Source organism: Amycolatopsis thermophila (assembly GCF_030814215.1).
GTDB classification, from domain to species: Bacteria; Actinomycetota; Actinomycetes; order Mycobacteriales; family Pseudonocardiaceae; genus Amycolatopsis_E; species Amycolatopsis_E thermophila.
Map to the genome: position 1 here is coordinate 7,085,538 of NZ_JAUSUT010000001.1, position 14,811 is coordinate 7,100,348.

Annotated in this window: 14 protein-coding genes; 1 reads left to right on the forward strand and 13 read right to left on the reverse strand. The window is 71.1% G+C overall.

What is annotated here, in order from left to right:
• Positions 1-33 precede the first annotated feature (33 nt).
• The 12 genes from FB470_RS34630 to FB470_RS34685 are packed head-to-tail and all read right to left on the reverse strand — an operon-like array spanning position 34 to position 12,657.
• Complete coding sequence (locus tag FB470_RS34630) at positions 34-870, reverse strand: mycofactocin-coupled SDR family oxidoreductase (protein ID WP_306998580.1); 837 nt, start codon at positions 868-870, stop codon at positions 34-36.
• Positions 857-1,696 (reverse strand): tyrosine-protein phosphatase, encoded by an 840-nt coding sequence (locus FB470_RS34635; protein ID WP_306998582.1) that lies wholly within the window; start codon positions 1,694-1,696, stop codon positions 857-859. Before FB470_RS34635 ends, FB470_RS34630 begins: the two co-directional genes overlap by 14 nt.
• Complete coding sequence (locus FB470_RS34640; RefSeq protein WP_306998584.1) at positions 1,693-2,832, reverse strand: thiolase family protein; 1,140 nt, start codon at positions 2,830-2,832, stop codon at positions 1,693-1,695. The genes FB470_RS34635 and FB470_RS34640 overlap by 4 nt, the downstream gene beginning before the upstream one ends.
• Positions 2,829-3,239, reverse strand: a complete 411-nt coding sequence (locus FB470_RS34645) for a Zn-ribbon domain-containing OB-fold protein (protein WP_306998586.1) — start codon at positions 3,237-3,239, stop codon at positions 2,829-2,831. Before FB470_RS34645 ends, FB470_RS34640 begins: the two co-directional genes overlap by 4 nt.
• Complete coding sequence (locus FB470_RS34650) at positions 3,239-4,735, reverse strand: carboxyltransferase (protein ID WP_306998588.1); 1,497 nt, start codon at positions 4,733-4,735, stop codon at positions 3,239-3,241. Before FB470_RS34650 ends, FB470_RS34645 begins: the two co-directional genes overlap by 1 nt.
• The gene (locus FB470_RS34655) at positions 4,732-6,105 is read right to left on the reverse strand and encodes an acetyl-CoA carboxylase biotin carboxylase subunit (RefSeq protein WP_306998590.1); all 1,374 of its coding nucleotides are present in this window, start codon (positions 6,103-6,105) and stop codon (positions 4,732-4,734) included. Before FB470_RS34655 ends, FB470_RS34650 begins: the two co-directional genes overlap by 4 nt.
• Positions 6,098-6,598, reverse strand: a complete 501-nt coding sequence (locus tag FB470_RS34660; protein WP_306998592.1) for an acetyl-CoA carboxylase biotin carboxyl carrier protein — start codon at positions 6,596-6,598, stop codon at positions 6,098-6,100. The genes FB470_RS34655 and FB470_RS34660 overlap by 8 nt, the downstream gene beginning before the upstream one ends.
• Entirely contained in the window at positions 6,595-8,325 is a 1,731-nt protein-coding gene (locus tag FB470_RS34665; protein ID WP_306998594.1) for a pyruvate, phosphate dikinase, read from the reverse strand. The genes FB470_RS34660 and FB470_RS34665 overlap by 4 nt, the downstream gene beginning before the upstream one ends.
• A complete protein-coding gene (locus tag FB470_RS34670; protein WP_306998596.1) occupies positions 8,322-8,930 on the reverse strand; it encodes a hypothetical protein in 609 nt (202 codons plus the stop codon). Before FB470_RS34670 ends, FB470_RS34665 begins: the two co-directional genes overlap by 4 nt.
• 21 nt (positions 8,931-8,951) lie before the next feature.
• Positions 8,952-10,421, reverse strand: a complete 1,470-nt coding sequence (locus FB470_RS34675; RefSeq protein ID WP_306998598.1) for an AMP-binding protein — start codon at positions 10,419-10,421, stop codon at positions 8,952-8,954.
• The gene (locus tag FB470_RS34680) at positions 10,408-11,979 is read right to left on the reverse strand and encodes a hypothetical protein (protein ID WP_306998600.1); all 1,572 of its coding nucleotides are present in this window, start codon (positions 11,977-11,979) and stop codon (positions 10,408-10,410) included. The genes FB470_RS34675 and FB470_RS34680 overlap by 14 nt, the downstream gene beginning before the upstream one ends.
• A 3-nt stretch (positions 11,980-11,982) precedes the next feature.
• A complete protein-coding gene (locus tag FB470_RS34685; protein ID WP_306998603.1) occupies positions 11,983-12,657 on the reverse strand; it encodes a PEP-utilizing enzyme in 675 nt (224 codons plus the stop codon).
• A 107-nt stretch (positions 12,658-12,764) separates the two neighbouring features.
• Here FB470_RS34685 and FB470_RS34690 point away from each other — a divergent pair, with 107 nt between their 5' ends.
• Positions 12,765-13,598 carry a helix-turn-helix transcriptional regulator gene (locus FB470_RS34690; RefSeq protein ID WP_306998605.1) on the forward strand — a complete coding sequence of 278 codons (834 nt, stop codon included), beginning with the start codon at positions 12,765-12,767 and terminating at the stop codon, positions 13,596-13,598.
• A 50-nt stretch (positions 13,599-13,648) separates the two neighbouring features.
• On the opposite strand, the gene FB470_RS34695 is transcribed toward FB470_RS34690, so the two are convergent.
• Entirely contained in the window at positions 13,649-14,794 is a 1,146-nt protein-coding gene (locus FB470_RS34695) for a hypothetical protein (RefSeq protein WP_306998607.1), read from the reverse strand.
• Positions 14,795-14,811 lie beyond the last annotated feature (17 nt).

The following is a 14,811-nucleotide window of genomic DNA, read 5'->3' on the forward strand; positions in this document are numbered from 1 at the left end:
CGGGCCCCGCTGCGGGCCCGGCCGTTCTCACGCTCACATCTTGACGATCGCGCCCGCGTCGACCGGGAGGGCGATCCCGGTGACGTAGCGGGACTCGTCGGAGGCGAGCCACGCCACCGCGGCGCTGATGTCCCGCGGCTGCACCCACGGGATCGGCAGCACGTTCATCCCGGCCTGGCAGGCCTGCTTGAAGTCCTCGTGCGTGGGGGACTCCAGATCCGGCCGGAACAGGCGGTACATCGCCTCGTGGTCGATCATGTCGGTGAGCACCGAGGTCGGCTGGATCGCGTTGCAGCGGATGCCCTGCGCGCCCAGCTCGTTCGCGATCGACCGGGTCAGGCCGATGACACCGTGCTTGGCCGCCACGTAGTGCGCGAAGTTCGGGAACCCCTGAGTACCGCCGGTCGAGCTGATCAGCACGATGGAGCCGCCCTCGCCCTGCTCGATGAGCGTGGGCACGGTGGCCTTGACCGTCTTCCAGACCCCGGAGAGGTTCACGTCGATCATCGTGTTCCACTGCTCTTCGGTCAGCTCGTGGACCGGGGCCGAGGAGAACACGCCGGCGTTGGCGACCACGACGTCCAGCCGCCCGAGCCGGCTCACGCCGTCGGCGACGGCGGCCTGCAGCCCGGCCAGGTCGCGCACGTCGACCTCGTGCGCCACGACCTTGCGGCCGGCCTTCTCGATGTGCTGGGCGGTTTCGGCGAGATCCGCCGGGGTGGCACCCCGGTACTCGACCGTGGGCACCTGGCCGCAGATGTCCACGATGATCAGGTCGGCGCCCTCTTCGGCGAGCCGTGCGGCGTGCGACCTCCCCTGCCCCCGGGCGGCGCCGGTGACCAGTGCGACCTTTCCGTCAAGACTTCCCATTGTTCGAACTCCCGTCGACGTTGGCGGATTTGCTCCGAGCCTGCCCGCCAGGGCGGCCGGGCGGGACCGGGTGACCATGTGGTCCCACCCGCGTGGCGCCCGTGAGCACCTCCCGCAGCCGGGCGATGTCCCGGTCGGTCACGCCGTGCTCGCGCATCAACGCCCGCGACCCGCCGTGCCGGGCGTCGGCCTGGCGCAGGAACCGGAGGATGGCCTCGGGCGGCGCGGTCCACGCCTCGGGCGGGTAGACGGCGGCCGCAGCACCGTAGGAAGCCATGTGCCGCAATCGGTCCATCCCCGCCACGACGTCGTCGGGATCCCGCGCGTAGTCGGCCGCGATGTCGTCGCGACGCACCCCCACGGCGTCGAGCGCGAGCGCGACCGCGACGCCGGTGCGGTCCTTGCCGACGGTGCAGTGCACCAGCGCGGGCAACACACCCGGCTCCAGCAGCCGCAGCACCAGGGACACCACCGTGGCGGCGTCTTCGTCGAGGTAACCGAGGTAGCGCGTGACGAGCGGATCGTCGCCGTCCATCGGCGCCACCGCGGAGCCCGGGGCGACGCCACCGATCCGGAACGACACCGGGATGTGGCGGACGCCCAGTTCGTCGAGCGGGCCCCGCCCCTCCCGGGCGATCTCCGGCGGCAGCCGCAGGTCCACGGTCGAGCGGATCCCGGTGTCGGCCAGCAGGGCCCGCGCAGTGTCCGCGGCGAGGAACTGCGGCGTGCCGCTGCGGAACAGCACACCGTGCCGCAACCGGCCGCCGTCACTCAACCGCAGGCCACCGAGGTCGCGAAACCCCAGCAGCCCCGGATACCGGCTCACGTCTGCCGCGCCAGGATCGTGACGACACAGGCGTTGCCGTCCATGCCCGCCGCTCCCCCGCCCATCGTCTCGACCAGGCCGACCCGGTGCCGTGCGACCTGACGGGCCCCGGCCTCGCCACGCAGCTGCCACGTGATCTCGGCCAGCTGCGCCATGCCGGTCGCGCCCAGGGGATGCCCACGCGACAGCAGACCACCACTCGGGTTGACCGGCTGCGCGCCGTCGCGGGCGGTGTGTCCCGAGGGCGCCAGCTCCGCGCCCTTACCGCGTGACGCGAGCCCGAGGGCTTCCAGCGTGATGATCTCACCGATGGTGAACGCGTCGTGCACCTCGAGCACGTCGATCTCGGCGGGCGTGCGGCCGGCCTGCGCGAACGCGCGCTCCGCGGCGCGGGCGACGCTCGCGTAGCCCCACACGTCCTCGCTGCGGTGGTCCCACAGCGCACCGGACACCATCGCCGAGGTCTCGATCCGCAGGTCGCGCCGTTTCCCCCGCGCACCGCCCACGATCGCCGCGCCAGCGCCGTCGCTGGTGGGACAGCATTGCAGGAACGTCAGCGGCCGCGCGATCATCCGCGACGCCAGCACCTCCTCGACCGTCGGGGCGGACGCCCGCAGCTGGGCGCGCGGATTGTCCAGCCCGTTGCGCTTGTTCTTCACCGCGACCGCCGCGAGCTGCTCCGGCGTCACGCCGAACTCGCCGGCGTAACGCTGCGCCTGCAACGCATACAGGCCGGGCAGCGGCAGCGAGGAAGCACCCTCCGGATCGGTCGCCTCGGGCACGATCGCTCCGGAGAACAGCGTCGACATCTGCTCCACACCCAGCACCAGCACACACCCGAACCGGCCCAGCCGGACTGCCTCGACCGCCTCGTGGTAGGCGCTCGTCCCGCTGGCGCAGGCGTTTTCGACGGTCCACATCGGAACGCCGGGAATGCCGAGGCCCCGCTGGACCCGGGTGGCCACACCGGGCGGACCGAACACCGACCCGACCACGATCGCGTCGATCTCCCCCGGCGAGATCCCCGCGTCGCGCACCGCTTCGGCGACGGCCTCCCACGCGAGTGCCTCCACGCGGCGCTCGGGGAACCGGCCGTAAGCCGACGTGCCCACGCCCCACAGCATCGCCTCGGTCATGACCGCACCTCCGTCGCCACGAGGTCACCGTCGTCGGTCCCGGTGATCCGCACCCGGGAACCAAGTCCGAGCACGGCGGGTTCGGCGAGGTGCACCAGGACGCGAGGCCCGTCGTCGAGGTCCACATAGGCCAGCCCGAACGGGGGTTTCCGCGTGCCGACGTGGATGTCCACCACCGTCGCCGACCACACCGGACCGGTCGTCGCGAACCGCTCCGCCACCATCGGCGCGTAGCAGGCCGGGCACCACGGCAGGTCCCGCTGCGACGACGGGTACCGGCACGCGCTGCAGCGCGTGCCCAGCACGGCGTCGCCGGCGAACACGGGACGGGAGTCGGCGACCGGCAGGCCTCCGACCGCGGACCCGGCCCGCCGTTTGGTCGGCCGTCCCACACCCAGCTCGGCCATCAGTGGTCCCCTTCCAGGGTGAGCGAGAAGTCGTCGGCCTCGATGTGCAGGTAGGCGCCCACCGAGGTTTCGACCAACTCGCGGATGAACCGAACCTGCCTGCTCGTCGGGGCGAAGTCGCGGTGGCGCTGCGGCGTGGCGCGCATGACGTCGATGTCGTTCTCCGGCACCAGTAGCCGCAGGATCAGTTCGTCGTCGCTGACGTTGCCGAAACGCTGCCGCAGTTCGGACAGGCTGGGTTGCGGCGGTTCCCAGTTCTCGTAGCTGCGGGCTTTGGGCGAGGACATGATCGCGTCCAGCACGTTCTCGTCGATCGGCGCGACCGGTTCGCCGTAGAACCCGTGCGCGTAGATCAGCACCTCGTCCGGCACGACCGAGTAGCGCGACCCGGTCACGACGTTGAGCACGGCCTGCGTGCCGACCAGCTGGGAGAACGGCGTGGCCATCACCGGGTAGCCGAGTTCTTCGCGGACCCGGGACATCTCGTCGAGCACCTCTTCGAAGCGCTCCTCCATGCCACGGTCACGTAGCTGTGCCTTGAACGTGCCGGCCATGCCGCCGGGCAGCTGGTGGCGGTACTGGAACAGCGAGTACTCGGCCGGCTGCGCCACCGGCAGGTCCTCGTACTCGGCGACGCGCAGCAGGTGTTCCTCGACCGGCGCGAACCGCGACTCGTCGAGGTCGACGTCGAACCCGGCGTAGCGCAGGTTGGTGACGGTGTTCTCCGTGGAGGGCAACGAAACGCCGGCGGCGAGCGGGCGGCTGGCCGTGTGCACCCGGTCGGCACCGGCGAGCAGGCCTTCGAGGTAGTTCAGCGGGGCGAGCGCGTTGTTGCTGTGGAAGTGGATCTCCACCGGCAGGTCACCGGCCGCCTGCTTGATGGCGGCGACGAGCGTGCGGGTGCGCTCCGGAGTGAGCAGCCCGGCTGCGTCCTCCAGCTCGATGCCGTCGGCGCCGAGCGCGACCAGCTCGCGCGTGCGGGCGGCGTAGTACTCGTCGGTGTGGTACGGGCTGTCGGCGTAGAGGATGCAGGGCAACGCCTGCGCGCCTTCGGCCTGCACGGTCTTGACCAGGCGTCCGATCTTGTCGGTGTTGAACAGTCCGTCGTAGATCCAGAAGCTGCCGATGCCGTGCGCGCACAGGCGCTGCACCCACAGGTCCATGACGCTGTCGGCGGTCAGCCCGAAGGTGACGATGCCGTTGCTGCGCGTGCCGGCGCGCACGGTGGTGTCCGGCATCGCGCGCGACAGCGAGATCAGCTGTTCCCAGGGGTCCTCTTTGCAGTGTCGCACGAGGACTTCGAAGATGGAGCTGCCGACGAGGTCGATGGTGTGGAACCCGGTGCGGTCCAGTTCGGCGGCCATCGGCAGGCCCATGTCCTTGCGCAGCCGCATTCCCCACCAGCTCTGCGGTCCGTCGCGCAGCGTCTGGTCGACGATCTCGATCCGGCGGCGGGTGCCGTCCGGGTTGCGCGGTGCGGCATCGAGGTAGCTCATGCGCTCTTCTCCAGGTAGTCGGGCAGGCCGCGCCGGCCGATCCAGTCGGTCGTGACGGCGCCGGCGCGGAAGTCGGGGTGGTCGAGGGCGGCCGCGGCGAACCCGGCAGTGGTGGGCACGCCGGAGACCCGCAGGTCGCCGAGGGCGGCGACCATCCGGTCGGCGGCGGTGTCGCGGTCCGGGCCGTGGGCGATCACCTTGGCCAGCAGCGAGTCGTAGAACGGGGTGACCACGTAGCCGGGCTCGCAGTGGGTGTCGACCCGGATCCCCTCCCCCGCGGGCGGTTTCCAGATCCGCACCGTGCCCGGGTTGGGGATGAACCCGCGTGCCGGGTCCTCGGTGGTCAGCCGCACCTCGATCGCGTGGCCGGTGACCGTGATGTCGTCCTGGGCCAGCCGCAGCGGTTCGCCCGCGGCACCGCGCAACTGCTCGGCGACGAGGTCCACGCCGGTGACCATTTCGGTGACCGGGTGCTCGACCTGGATGCGGGCGTTGAACTCGAGGAAGGCGTAGTCGCCGGTGTCGGCGTCGTAGATGAACTCGACCGTGCCGGCGCTGTCCAGTCCGAGGGCTTCGCCGAAACGCACCCCGCTGCGGCGGATGTCCTCGCGCACGGCCTCGGGCAGGTTCGGCGCCGGGGACTCCTCCACCACCTTCTGGTGGCGCCGCTGCAGGGTGCAGTCACGTTCGCCGAGGTGGATGACGGTGCCGTGCTTGTCGCCGAGCACCTGCACCTCGATGTGCCGGGCGCGGCGGATGAACCGCTCCACGTACAGCCGCCCGTCGCCGAAGGCCGACTGGGCTTCGGCCGCGGCCGAGGGCCAGCGCTGCCGCAGCTCGATCTCGTTCTCCACCACCGACATCCCGCGCCCGCCACCCCCGGCGGCGGCCTTGACCAGCACCGGATACCCGAGTCCGGCGGCGGAGCGGGCGGCGTCCTCGGCCGAGTCGAGCACCGGTGAACCGGACAGGACGGGGATGCCCACCGAACGCGCCAGCTCACGCGCGCGGGCCTTGTCCCCGGCCCCGGCCACGGCTTCCGGCCGTGGCCCGACGAAGGTGAGCCCTTCAGCGACGCACGCGGCGGCGAAGTCGGGGTTCTCCGACAGAAACCCGTATCCGGGGTGGACGGCGTCGCAGCCGGTGCCCAGCGCGGCGCTGAGCACCGACGGGATCGCGAGGTAGCTCGCGGTGGCCGGGGCCGGGCCGATGCACACGGCCCGGTCGGCCAGCCGCGCGGCGAGCCCGTCCCGGTCCACTGTTGACGTCACGACGACGGTCTCGATGCCGAGTTCGCGGCAGGTCCGGATCACGCGCACGGCGATCTCGCCGCGGTTGGCGACGAGCACCCGGCGCAGCGGGCTACCCATCGTTCGGCCTGAGGAGGAACAGCACCTGGTCGAACTCGACGAGTTCGGCGTTGGTGGCGCACACCCGCACGATCTCGCCCGCTTGGGGCGCGACGACGGGGTTCATCAGCTTCATGACCTCGACGATTGCGAGCTGGTCGTTCGCCTCGACCTGCTGGCCGACCTGGACGAACGGTGGTTCCCCCGGGCTCGGGGACACCCAGAACGCCCCGACGGCGGGTGAGCGCACCTCGACGCATCCGGTGGTGTCGACCGCGGCGGCCGGGGCCGGCGGTGGCGGGGCGGCAGCAGTGGGGGCAGCGGGCACGGGCGGGGCAGGCGGAGGGGTGGCCACCGCAGCCGCGCCCGGCGCGGCCGCCGCCGGTGGGCCGTCCTTGCCGACGCTGATGCGCATGCCGTCCAGTTCCAGGGTCATCGCGGCCCAGCCGGACTCGTGGAAGGTCCGCAGGATCTCCCGGACCTCGCGGTGGGTGACCTTTTCGGGCGTGGTCATGACGTCCTCCTGTGGTGGGCGATGGCGGCGAGCAGGACCGGCAGCTGGTGGGCCGTGAGGATCACCTCGACACCGGCGTCGAGCGCGGCCTGGACCCCGTCGGGAGCGCAGAACACCGCCCCGCGCACGGTTTTCGTACCGGCCGGAATGACGGGCAGCGCTTCGCCGACCCCGGCCTGGTCGCCGTCGAAGACCGGTTCGACGGCGCCGTCCGGCCGCACCTGGACCGGCGATGCGGCTTCGGCCCACGCGGTGAGCCGTCGCAGATCGGGGTCCTCGCGCTCGTCGACCGCCGAGGTCGCCAGCTCGCCCGCGTAGACCCGGCCCGCGGTCGCGTCGACCGTCACGGTGCGACCGACCAGCGCGTCCACGGTGCCCGCGCCGCACCCGACCACGCACGGGGTGTCCAGTGCGCGGCTGACCACCGCCGCGTGCGAGGTCGCGCCGCCCTGCTCGGTGACCACGGCCGCGGCGGCGATCATGCCGTGCACGTCGTCCGGGCTGGTGGACTTGCGCACCAGCACGCAGCCGGGGTGGGCCTGCGCCGCCTCCGGCGTGTCCACGACGACGCCGGAGGCCACGCCGGGACTGGCCCCGACCCCGCTCGCCAGCAACTTCGCACCCTCGGCCGCGCCGGGCGCGATCTCCGGCCGCAGCAGGGTGCGGACCTGCTCCGCGGTCACCCTGGTCAGCGCCTCGGCCGGATCGAGCACGCCCTCGTCGACCAGTTCGACGGCGATGCGCACCGCGGCGCGCGCCGTCCGCTTGGCCGGGCGGGACTGCAGCAGGAACAGCTCACCGCGTTGCACGGTGAACTCGATGTCCTGCGCGTCGCGGCCCTCGCGGTCAAGGCACTCCGCGGCGGCGAGCAGCTCGGCGTGCACCCGCGGCCAGCGCTGCGCCAGGTGCGCCAGCGGTTTCGGCGTGACGCGGCCGGACACGACGTCCTCGCCCTGCCCGCGCGGCAGGTACTCGCCGTAGGGCTCGCGCGTGCCGTCGACGGGGTTGCGGCTGAACAGCACCCCGGTGCCGGAGTCGTCGTCGAGGTTGCCGAACACCATCGCCTGGATCGTGACCGCGGTACCGAGGTCCTCCGGCATGCCGTAGTGCTTGCGGTAGGCCATGGCCCGCCGAGACCGGCTGGAGCGGAACACGGCGGCCACCGCGGCCCGCAGCTGCTCCCACGGGTCGGCGGGCACGGCTTCACCGACATCCTCGGCGATCGCGGCGCGCACGGCGGCGGTGTCGGGCAGGTCCTCCAGGTCCTCGGTGCAGCCGAGCACGAGCCGCCCGTAGAACCCGGTGAAGCGGCGGTGCACCTCGGCGGCGAACTCCGGGTCGCCGGATTCGGCGGCCAGCGCGCGCTCGACCTCGTCGTTGCAGCCGAGGTCGAGGATGGTGTCCATCATCCCGGGCATGCTGATCGCCGCGCCGGAGCGGACCGAGACCAGCAGCGGGCGCTCGGTGCCGCCGAAGGTGCGGCCCAGCTGGTCCTCGAGGTGCCGGATGCCGGCGGTCAGCTCACCGGCCAGGCCCTCGGGCAGGTCGTCGCCCTCGAAGTAGGCCGCGCACGCCTTGGTGGTGACGACGAACGCGGGTGGCACGCGCAGGCCGAGGGAACGCATCCGCCACAGGCTCCACGCCTTGCCGCCGACCAGTTCCCGGCTCGGCTCGGGCATGTCCGCCTCGGGGACGACCAGCCAGCGGAATCCCGTCGTGGCGGTCATTCCGGACGCTCCCGCCCGGTCAGGCGCAGGATGTGCTCGTGCATCTGGAACCACACCGTGTGCACCGAATCGACGCGCACCCCGCTGACGTAGTCGGTCTCGCCGCCCTCGGCACGGGTCAGCGCGGTGCCGATGCGGTCGAGGAACCGGTCCACGAGCGGGTCGGCGTCGGCCAGCGGCCGCAGCACCTTCGCGGTCTTCTCGTGCACCCGGCCGAGCTTGTCGATGATCTTGGCGTCGTAGTCGGCGTCGCCGTGGTCGTTGGTGACGCGCGCGCCGTCGACCTCGATGGTCTGCCAGTCGGTGGTGAGGGCGAGGACCTGCTTGTTGACGCCGGTCTCGAACGCCTCCATCGCCGCAGTGACCTGCGGGTCGGCGCGCAGCCCTTCGAACGCGCGGGGGTAGACGCCGTCGAGGTGCTCGCGGCCGGCCGGGGTGATCAGGTAGCTGCCGCGCGCGGCCATCACGAAGCCGGCGGCGACCGCCTTCTCCAGGCCGGCTTCGACCTCGGCGACGTCCTGGCCGGTGATGTCGGCGAGCTGCTCGGCGGTGCCGAGCTGGCGCAGGGTCAGGGAGTGCACGGTGAGCTCGTAGGGGTCGAGCATCGGAAGTCCTTTCGGTGTGGGTCAGCTCCGCGCGGCGACCATGCGGTCGCGCACCTCGCGGCGCAGGGACTTGCCGACCGGGCTGGTGGGCAGGTCGGGCCAGATCTCCACGGCGCGGGGCCGTTTGAACCCGGCGAGCCGGTCGGCGCAGAAGGCGATGAGGTCGTCGGGATCGGCCGCACTGCGGGTGACGACCGCGGCGGCTACCCGCTCGCCCCACTTCTCGTCCGGCAGGCCGACGACGGCGGCCGCCACGACGGCGGGGTGACCCAGGAGGGCGTCCTCGACCTCGCGCGGGTAGACGTTGAACCCGCCGCTGATGATCACGTCGTGCCGCCGGTCGAGCAGGTGCAGGTAGCCCTCGTCGTCCCAGCGGCCGATGTCGCCGGTGTGCAGCCAGCCGTCCGGCTCGATCGTGTCGGCGGTGGCCTCGGGGCGCCGCCAGTAGCGGCTCATCGTGTGCGGCCCGCGGGTCAGCACCTCGCCGACCTCACCCGGCCCGAGGACCTTGCCGTCGGCGTCGCGCACCTGAACCTCGACGAACGTGTACGGCTTGCCGGCGGCGGCGAGCCGGTCCGGCGTGTGTTCCCACGGCTGCAGGCAGGTGATCGCCAGCGGCGCCTCGGCCTGCCCGTAGAGCTGGGTGAACACCGGGCCGAGCGTGTCGATCCCCCGCCGCAGCACGGTGGTCGCGATCGGGGCGCCGCCGTAGCAGAGCCGTTCCAGCGCCAGGTCCGCCGTGGCGGTCGCCGGGTCCTCCAGCAGCATCGCGATCATGGTGGGCACCATGAACGTCGAGGTCGCGCGGTACTTTCTCGCAGCCTCGAGGAACGCCGCGGGTGAGTACTTCGGCAGGATCACGTTCGGCGCACCCTTGACCAGGTGCGGCAGGAAGAACGCGCCGCTGCCGTGGGTGATCGGGGCGGCGTGCAGCATGACCGAGCCCGGGTGCAGGTTCGGCAGCAGGTCGACCAGGAAGTTCGCGACCTCGGCCAGTTCGCTGCGGGTGGTGAGCACGACGGCCTTGGGTTTGCCGGTGGTGCCGCCGGTGTAGGCCAGCCGCAGCGGCGCGTCCTGGTCGCGGCGCACGTCGCAGGGGTCGGCCGGGGCGGAGGCGATCAGCTCCGGCAGTGCCGCCGCCGTGATCATCACCTCCACGGGCGCGGGCGCCTCGCCGGCGTGGATCAGCGCGCGGGCTTGCGAGTCCTCGATCTTGTAGGCGAGTTCGTGTGCGGTCTCACGGCTGTTGAGCGGCACCCGCACGAGCCCGGACTTGGCCAGCGCGTAGTAGACGACCACGCCGTCGATGCCGTTGGGCATGAGCACGGCGACCCGGTCCCCCGCTTCCAGGCCCCGGGCGAGTAGGGCGTTGCCCAGGCGGTCGGTGAGCTCGTCGAACTCGGCGAAGCTCACCACCCGGTCGCCGTCGATGAGGGCGGGCGCGGCCCCGAACTGGCGGCCGGCCCGGCGGATCAGGTCACCGATCTGCACCGCTGGCCCCCTCACCGGCGTCGGGCAGGTCCGCGCGGCGCAGGCCCGAGCCACGGCCCTCGAGGTTGCGGGAGCCGCGCTGGGCGAGCCGGTAGAGCTCGTCGGCCTCGGCGCTGCCGTGGTGCCACTTGACCCATTCCTCGTCGCGGTAGCGGTTCGCGCCCTGCAGCACGGCGGGGGTGAAGCCGCGGGCCCGGCGGTTGTACTCGTCGAGGTCGATCCGGCCCGCGCTGGTCGTCCAGAGACCGTTCTTCGCGGGCAGGCTGCTCGAGCCGGACAGCCGGTCGCCCGCGGTCGGCGCGAAGTCGTCGTCGGTGAGCACCGAGTACGGGATGCCGGTGAGCATGTTCTGGTTGAGGCCGGAGTAGCGGGCCATGGTGTACTCGTTGGTCTTCTGGTGCGGAAAACCCAGCAGGCCCACCATTTCGCCGAGGTTGTCGCGCCCGTATTCGTCGTTCATCAGCGGCTTGAACCGCTGCACGCGGTCGTCGAGGGAGAGCCAGTCCTCCTGCCGGTAGGTGCCGGCGAGGTGGGCGAAGTCCTTGGCCACCGAGGAGTACACCAGCGCACCGGCGTCGATCATCTGCTCACGGGTCCAGGTGGCGATCCGCTTCCACAGGTCCGCCGTGGCCTCGTTGAGGATTTCGCGGTACTGCTCCATGGTTTCGGCCAGCGTGTCGGCGTTGTCCATCCCGACCGGGACGTAGCCGTCGGTCAGCGCGTCCGAGGTGTACATGCCGACCGCGGCGATGTTGGCGGCGTTGTAGCTGGGCTCGGCTTCGAACGAGGCCCAGTCGTCCATGAGGTGGAAGTTGGTGTCCTTGAAGACGATCGGGATCGTCAGGTTGTTGACGGGCAGGCGCGTGGCGATGCCGTCGAGCCACGGGTAGTCGCCCTCGGTGAGGTCGAAGAAGTCCCGCACGATCAGCTGGCGGCCCTCACCGAAGTTGTACGGCCCGCTGTTGTGCAGGCCGATGCGGCATTCGCAGTGCGCGAGGAACGCGTACTGCGACAGCTGCGCCACGAGCTTCGTGGCCGCGGTGTGCAGGCGGTCGCCTGGCGTGACGCCGTGCAGGTCGGCCTCGAACACCTGCAGCGTCCGCTCGGGCAGGAACTGGCTGCGGTCGCCGAACTCCTTGTTGCTGATGTGCCCGTCGGTGCGGTGGTAGGCCAGGTTGAACCGGCGCGAGAAGTCGAGCACGTCGACGACGTCCTCCACCGCGTCGCCCGGCCGCAGCAGGCCCCAGTTCATCAGCATCTCGCGGCCGATGAGGTAGAAGGCGGGCATGCCCCAGGCGGCGTTGACGGTGTCGACCTTGAGGCTGACCTCGCGGGCGCGGTCGCCGAGCTCCTCGGCCGGGGTCGCCGCGTCGATCTCGCGCAGCAGGGTGGGCAGCCGGTAGAACGAGTTCAGATAGCTCAGCAGCATGTAGGGGTTCATCGGGAACAACTTCGACTCCTGCACGGTGCGCGTGATGCACAGCCAGTACGTGGTGTCGGAGAGGGTGCGCAGGTAGTTGTTGGTCTCCAGCAGGGACCGGTAGTCGAGCTCCGCCATGGTTCAGCCCTCGTTCCCGACCAGCCAGATCCGGGCGTGCCCGGTGTCGCCGGTCTCGTACGCGTCGGCCGCGGGGGGTGCCGCGGTCACCTCCAGCTCGACGACGTCGCCGTCGCTGAGGGTGTCGATCTTGCAGTTCATCAGGGTCGGCACGTCGTACTCGCGGGCCAGGATCCCCAGGTGGGACCGGACGGTGCCGCCGAGGCAGATGACGCCGGCGAAGCCCTCGATGATCGGCGCGGTCAGGGTGCCGCCGGAATCGTCGATCACGGCGATGGTGCCTTCGGGGATGCCGTCGGCGAGGTAGCCCATCACCTGTTCGATCCTGGAGATCAGCGCGACCGGGCCGGTGACGGTCGCCGACTTGCGGATGACGTTGTCGCCGACGCCGACCTGCCTGCGGCCGTCGGCGTTGGTGCCGCCGTCGGTGAAGGCGGGCGTCTCACGCTCGGGGCGCTTGTACTTGTCCGGCTCGGACTCCAGGGACACCGTCGCGGAGAAGTCGAACCGGTAGCCGTCGTCGAGCGCTTCCTGCTCGACCGCCCGCGCGTCGGCGAGGGAGAACAGGTCGAACTGCCGCTCGAACACCACGTCCTTCCACCGCGCGCCGGTCGCCGCGAAACGCTGCGCGGCCAGTGCCCGCACGGCACCGTTGAACCGTCCCGGTAACGGCAGCATTTCGGTCGATCCCCATTTGGGGGAACTCACCGTGGATTCGGACATCGCCACCTCGCTGTGGGTTCGTTGCCTTTCGCTGGCCCCCAAAGCTAGGTACGATCCCGGCTGTGACCCAGTCCACGTTGGTGGACAGTCCGGCGTCGACGAAGACGGCCACGTCCCCGCAGCGCCGGGCTCGTTCCCCGAAACGAACCAGCCTGCACACCGATGACTACGAACGCGCCTTCGGTGTCCTCGAGTGCTGCGACACCGCCGCGTGCGTGGTGGATTTCAAGGAAAGCGTCGTCGACGCGCTGCGTGAGCACTTCGCGCTCGACCACGTGTCGTTCTTCGCCGGCGCCACGTTCCACAACGTGTTCGGCGACGTCACGCCGCTCACCGAGGGCAAGACGGCGAAGATGCTGCCGGAGTACCAGGACCGGTGGGCCCGCTACGACGTGTTCGGCACACCGGCGGCGATGCGCCAGCTGGTGTCCAGCGGAGTGTCCTCGCTGGCCGAACTGACCTCGCAGGGGCCGCTGCCCGCGTCGGCGGAGGCCTACGTCCGGCATTTCCTGATCTCGACGTGGGGCATGGAAGCCGCGGCCGCGCTGCGCTTGGAACTGCCCGGCGGGCACACCGCACTGGTGGGCATGTTCGACCCCCAGGCGGACAAACTGGGCGTGTCCGAGCTGTCGACGCTGCGATTGCTGAGCAGGCAGTTGTCGGTGATCTGCCGGGGCCTTCCGGTGTCGCGACCGCAGGCCGCGCTGGGGCGGTTGTCCGAGCGGCAGCGGCAGGTCGTGCAGCTCGTGGCGGACGGGTTCTCCAACGCGCAGATCGCCGAAACGCTGTCGCTGGCCGAGGACAGCGTGAAGAAGTACGTGAGCCGGATACTGTCCGCGACCGGGTGCCAGTCGCGGATGGAGCTGGCGTTGCTGGCCCGCTCGTCACGGATCTGACGCGACGAAAACGGGGCCGCGGTGTCCGCGGCCCCGTTCTTCGTTGTTTCTCAGAGGAAGGACGATTCCCGGGTCAGCCCGTAGCGCGGGTGCTCGCCGATCACCATCGACTCGAAGATGCCGTAGCCGGTGGCGTCCCCTTCGCGGCAGCGGATCACGCAGTCCCGCAACTGGTGCACTTCCCGCGCGGTGTCCGGATCGGACACGTCGGCGTAGCGCTCACCATCCAGATGGGACTCGCCGAGCCAGGTGCCGTGCCGGTGGCCCTTGAACCCGAAGTACAGCCCGGTGCCGAGGTGGAACCCGGTGTCACTCGCGGGTTCGATCTCGACGGTGCGGGTCTGGCCCCATCCGGCGTCGAAGGTCATCTTGCCGCCGAGCAGACGCCGGTTGAGCGGGTCGAACTTCAGCTCGTCCTGCACGTTGTGCAACGGGGTCTGCGTGCCGTCGGGGTGGTTGACGAACCCGGAGAAGTAGGTCGTCTTCCCGTCGACCCACTGGTGGTAGTGGTGCACCTCGTAGCTTGTGCCGTCCGGGTTGCGCATCCACATCGGACTCCAGGTGAGGATGAAGTTCCCGTCGAGACGCTGCCTGCGGTGCACGTCCGCCGGTGGTTCACCGACGTCCATCCGCACGCCCCACGAGTGGTCGCGGAACCCGAACCACTCGTCGTCGCGCACCTCGATCTCCTTCCCGTCGATCCAGATGCGTCCCCGTACCGTCGAGGCCTGGTGGTAGCGCAGCAGGTCGGAGCAGATGCGGAACCCGTCGGGTTCGCGTTGACCGTCCTTGGCCTCCAGGAACGGCGGCAGGACCCCGGTGACGGTGAGGTCGAACCGGATGGGCAGCAGGTGGTTCTCCCGCAGCACGAACCGCACCGCTTTGAGCGGCTCGACGACCTCGTAGTCGAGCGGGCCGACTCCGACCCGGTCCGGGTCGGAGTCCAGGCGGCGACTCGCCCGCACAGTCAGCTGCTCGGTCCCGCGCGAGACGCCGGCGAACATGTCGATGACGTTGCGGTTGTGGTACTTGCCGATGCCGCAGTCCACCTGGAGCGAACCGTCGCGGGCGAACAGCGACGCCCACAGCTTCTCGGTCCAGGAGATGTCGGCCTGGCTGATCGTCGCGAACGTCTCGGGTGTCTGGTGGCAGAGCAGCTCGTCCGCGGGGACGATCTTCTGCATCGACTGGCGCACGACGGCGCCTCCTTCCT

Excerpts from the sequence above, each read along its gene's own strand:
- FB470_RS34650 (WP_306998588.1), bottom strand. The coding sequence starts at position 4,735 with ATGAGCTACCTCGATGCCGCACCGCGCAACCCGGACGGCACCCGCCGC.
- FB470_RS34660 (WP_306998592.1), bottom strand. The coding sequence starts at position 6,598 with ATGACCACGCCCGAAAAGGTCACCCACCGCGAGGTCCGGGAGATCCTG.
- FB470_RS34655 (WP_306998590.1), bottom strand. The coding sequence starts at position 6,105 with ATGGGTAGCCCGCTGCGCCGGGTGCTCGTCGCCAACCGCGGCGAGATC.
- FB470_RS34645 (WP_306998586.1), bottom strand. The coding sequence starts at position 3,239 with ATGGCCGAGCTGGGTGTGGGACGGCCGACCAAACGGCGGGCCGGGTCC.
- FB470_RS34680 (WP_306998600.1), bottom strand. The coding sequence starts at position 11,979 with ATGGCGGAGCTCGACTACCGGTCCCTGCTGGAGACCAACAACTACCTG.
- FB470_RS34640 (WP_306998584.1), bottom strand. The coding sequence starts at position 2,832 with ATGACCGAGGCGATGCTGTGGGGCGTGGGCACGTCGGCTTACGGCCGG.
- FB470_RS34665 (WP_306998594.1), bottom strand. The coding sequence starts at position 8,325 with ATGACCGCCACGACGGGATTCCGCTGGCTGGTCGTCCCCGAGGCGGAC.
- FB470_RS34685 (WP_306998603.1), bottom strand. The coding sequence starts at position 12,657 with ATGCTGCCGTTACCGGGACGGTTCAACGGTGCCGTGCGGGCACTGGCC.
- FB470_RS34630 (WP_306998580.1), bottom strand. The coding sequence starts at position 870 with ATGGGAAGTCTTGACGGAAAGGTCGCACTGGTCACCGGCGCCGCCCGG.
- FB470_RS34670 (WP_306998596.1), bottom strand. The coding sequence starts at position 8,930 with ATGCTCGACCCCTACGAGCTCACCGTGCACTCCCTGACCCTGCGCCAG.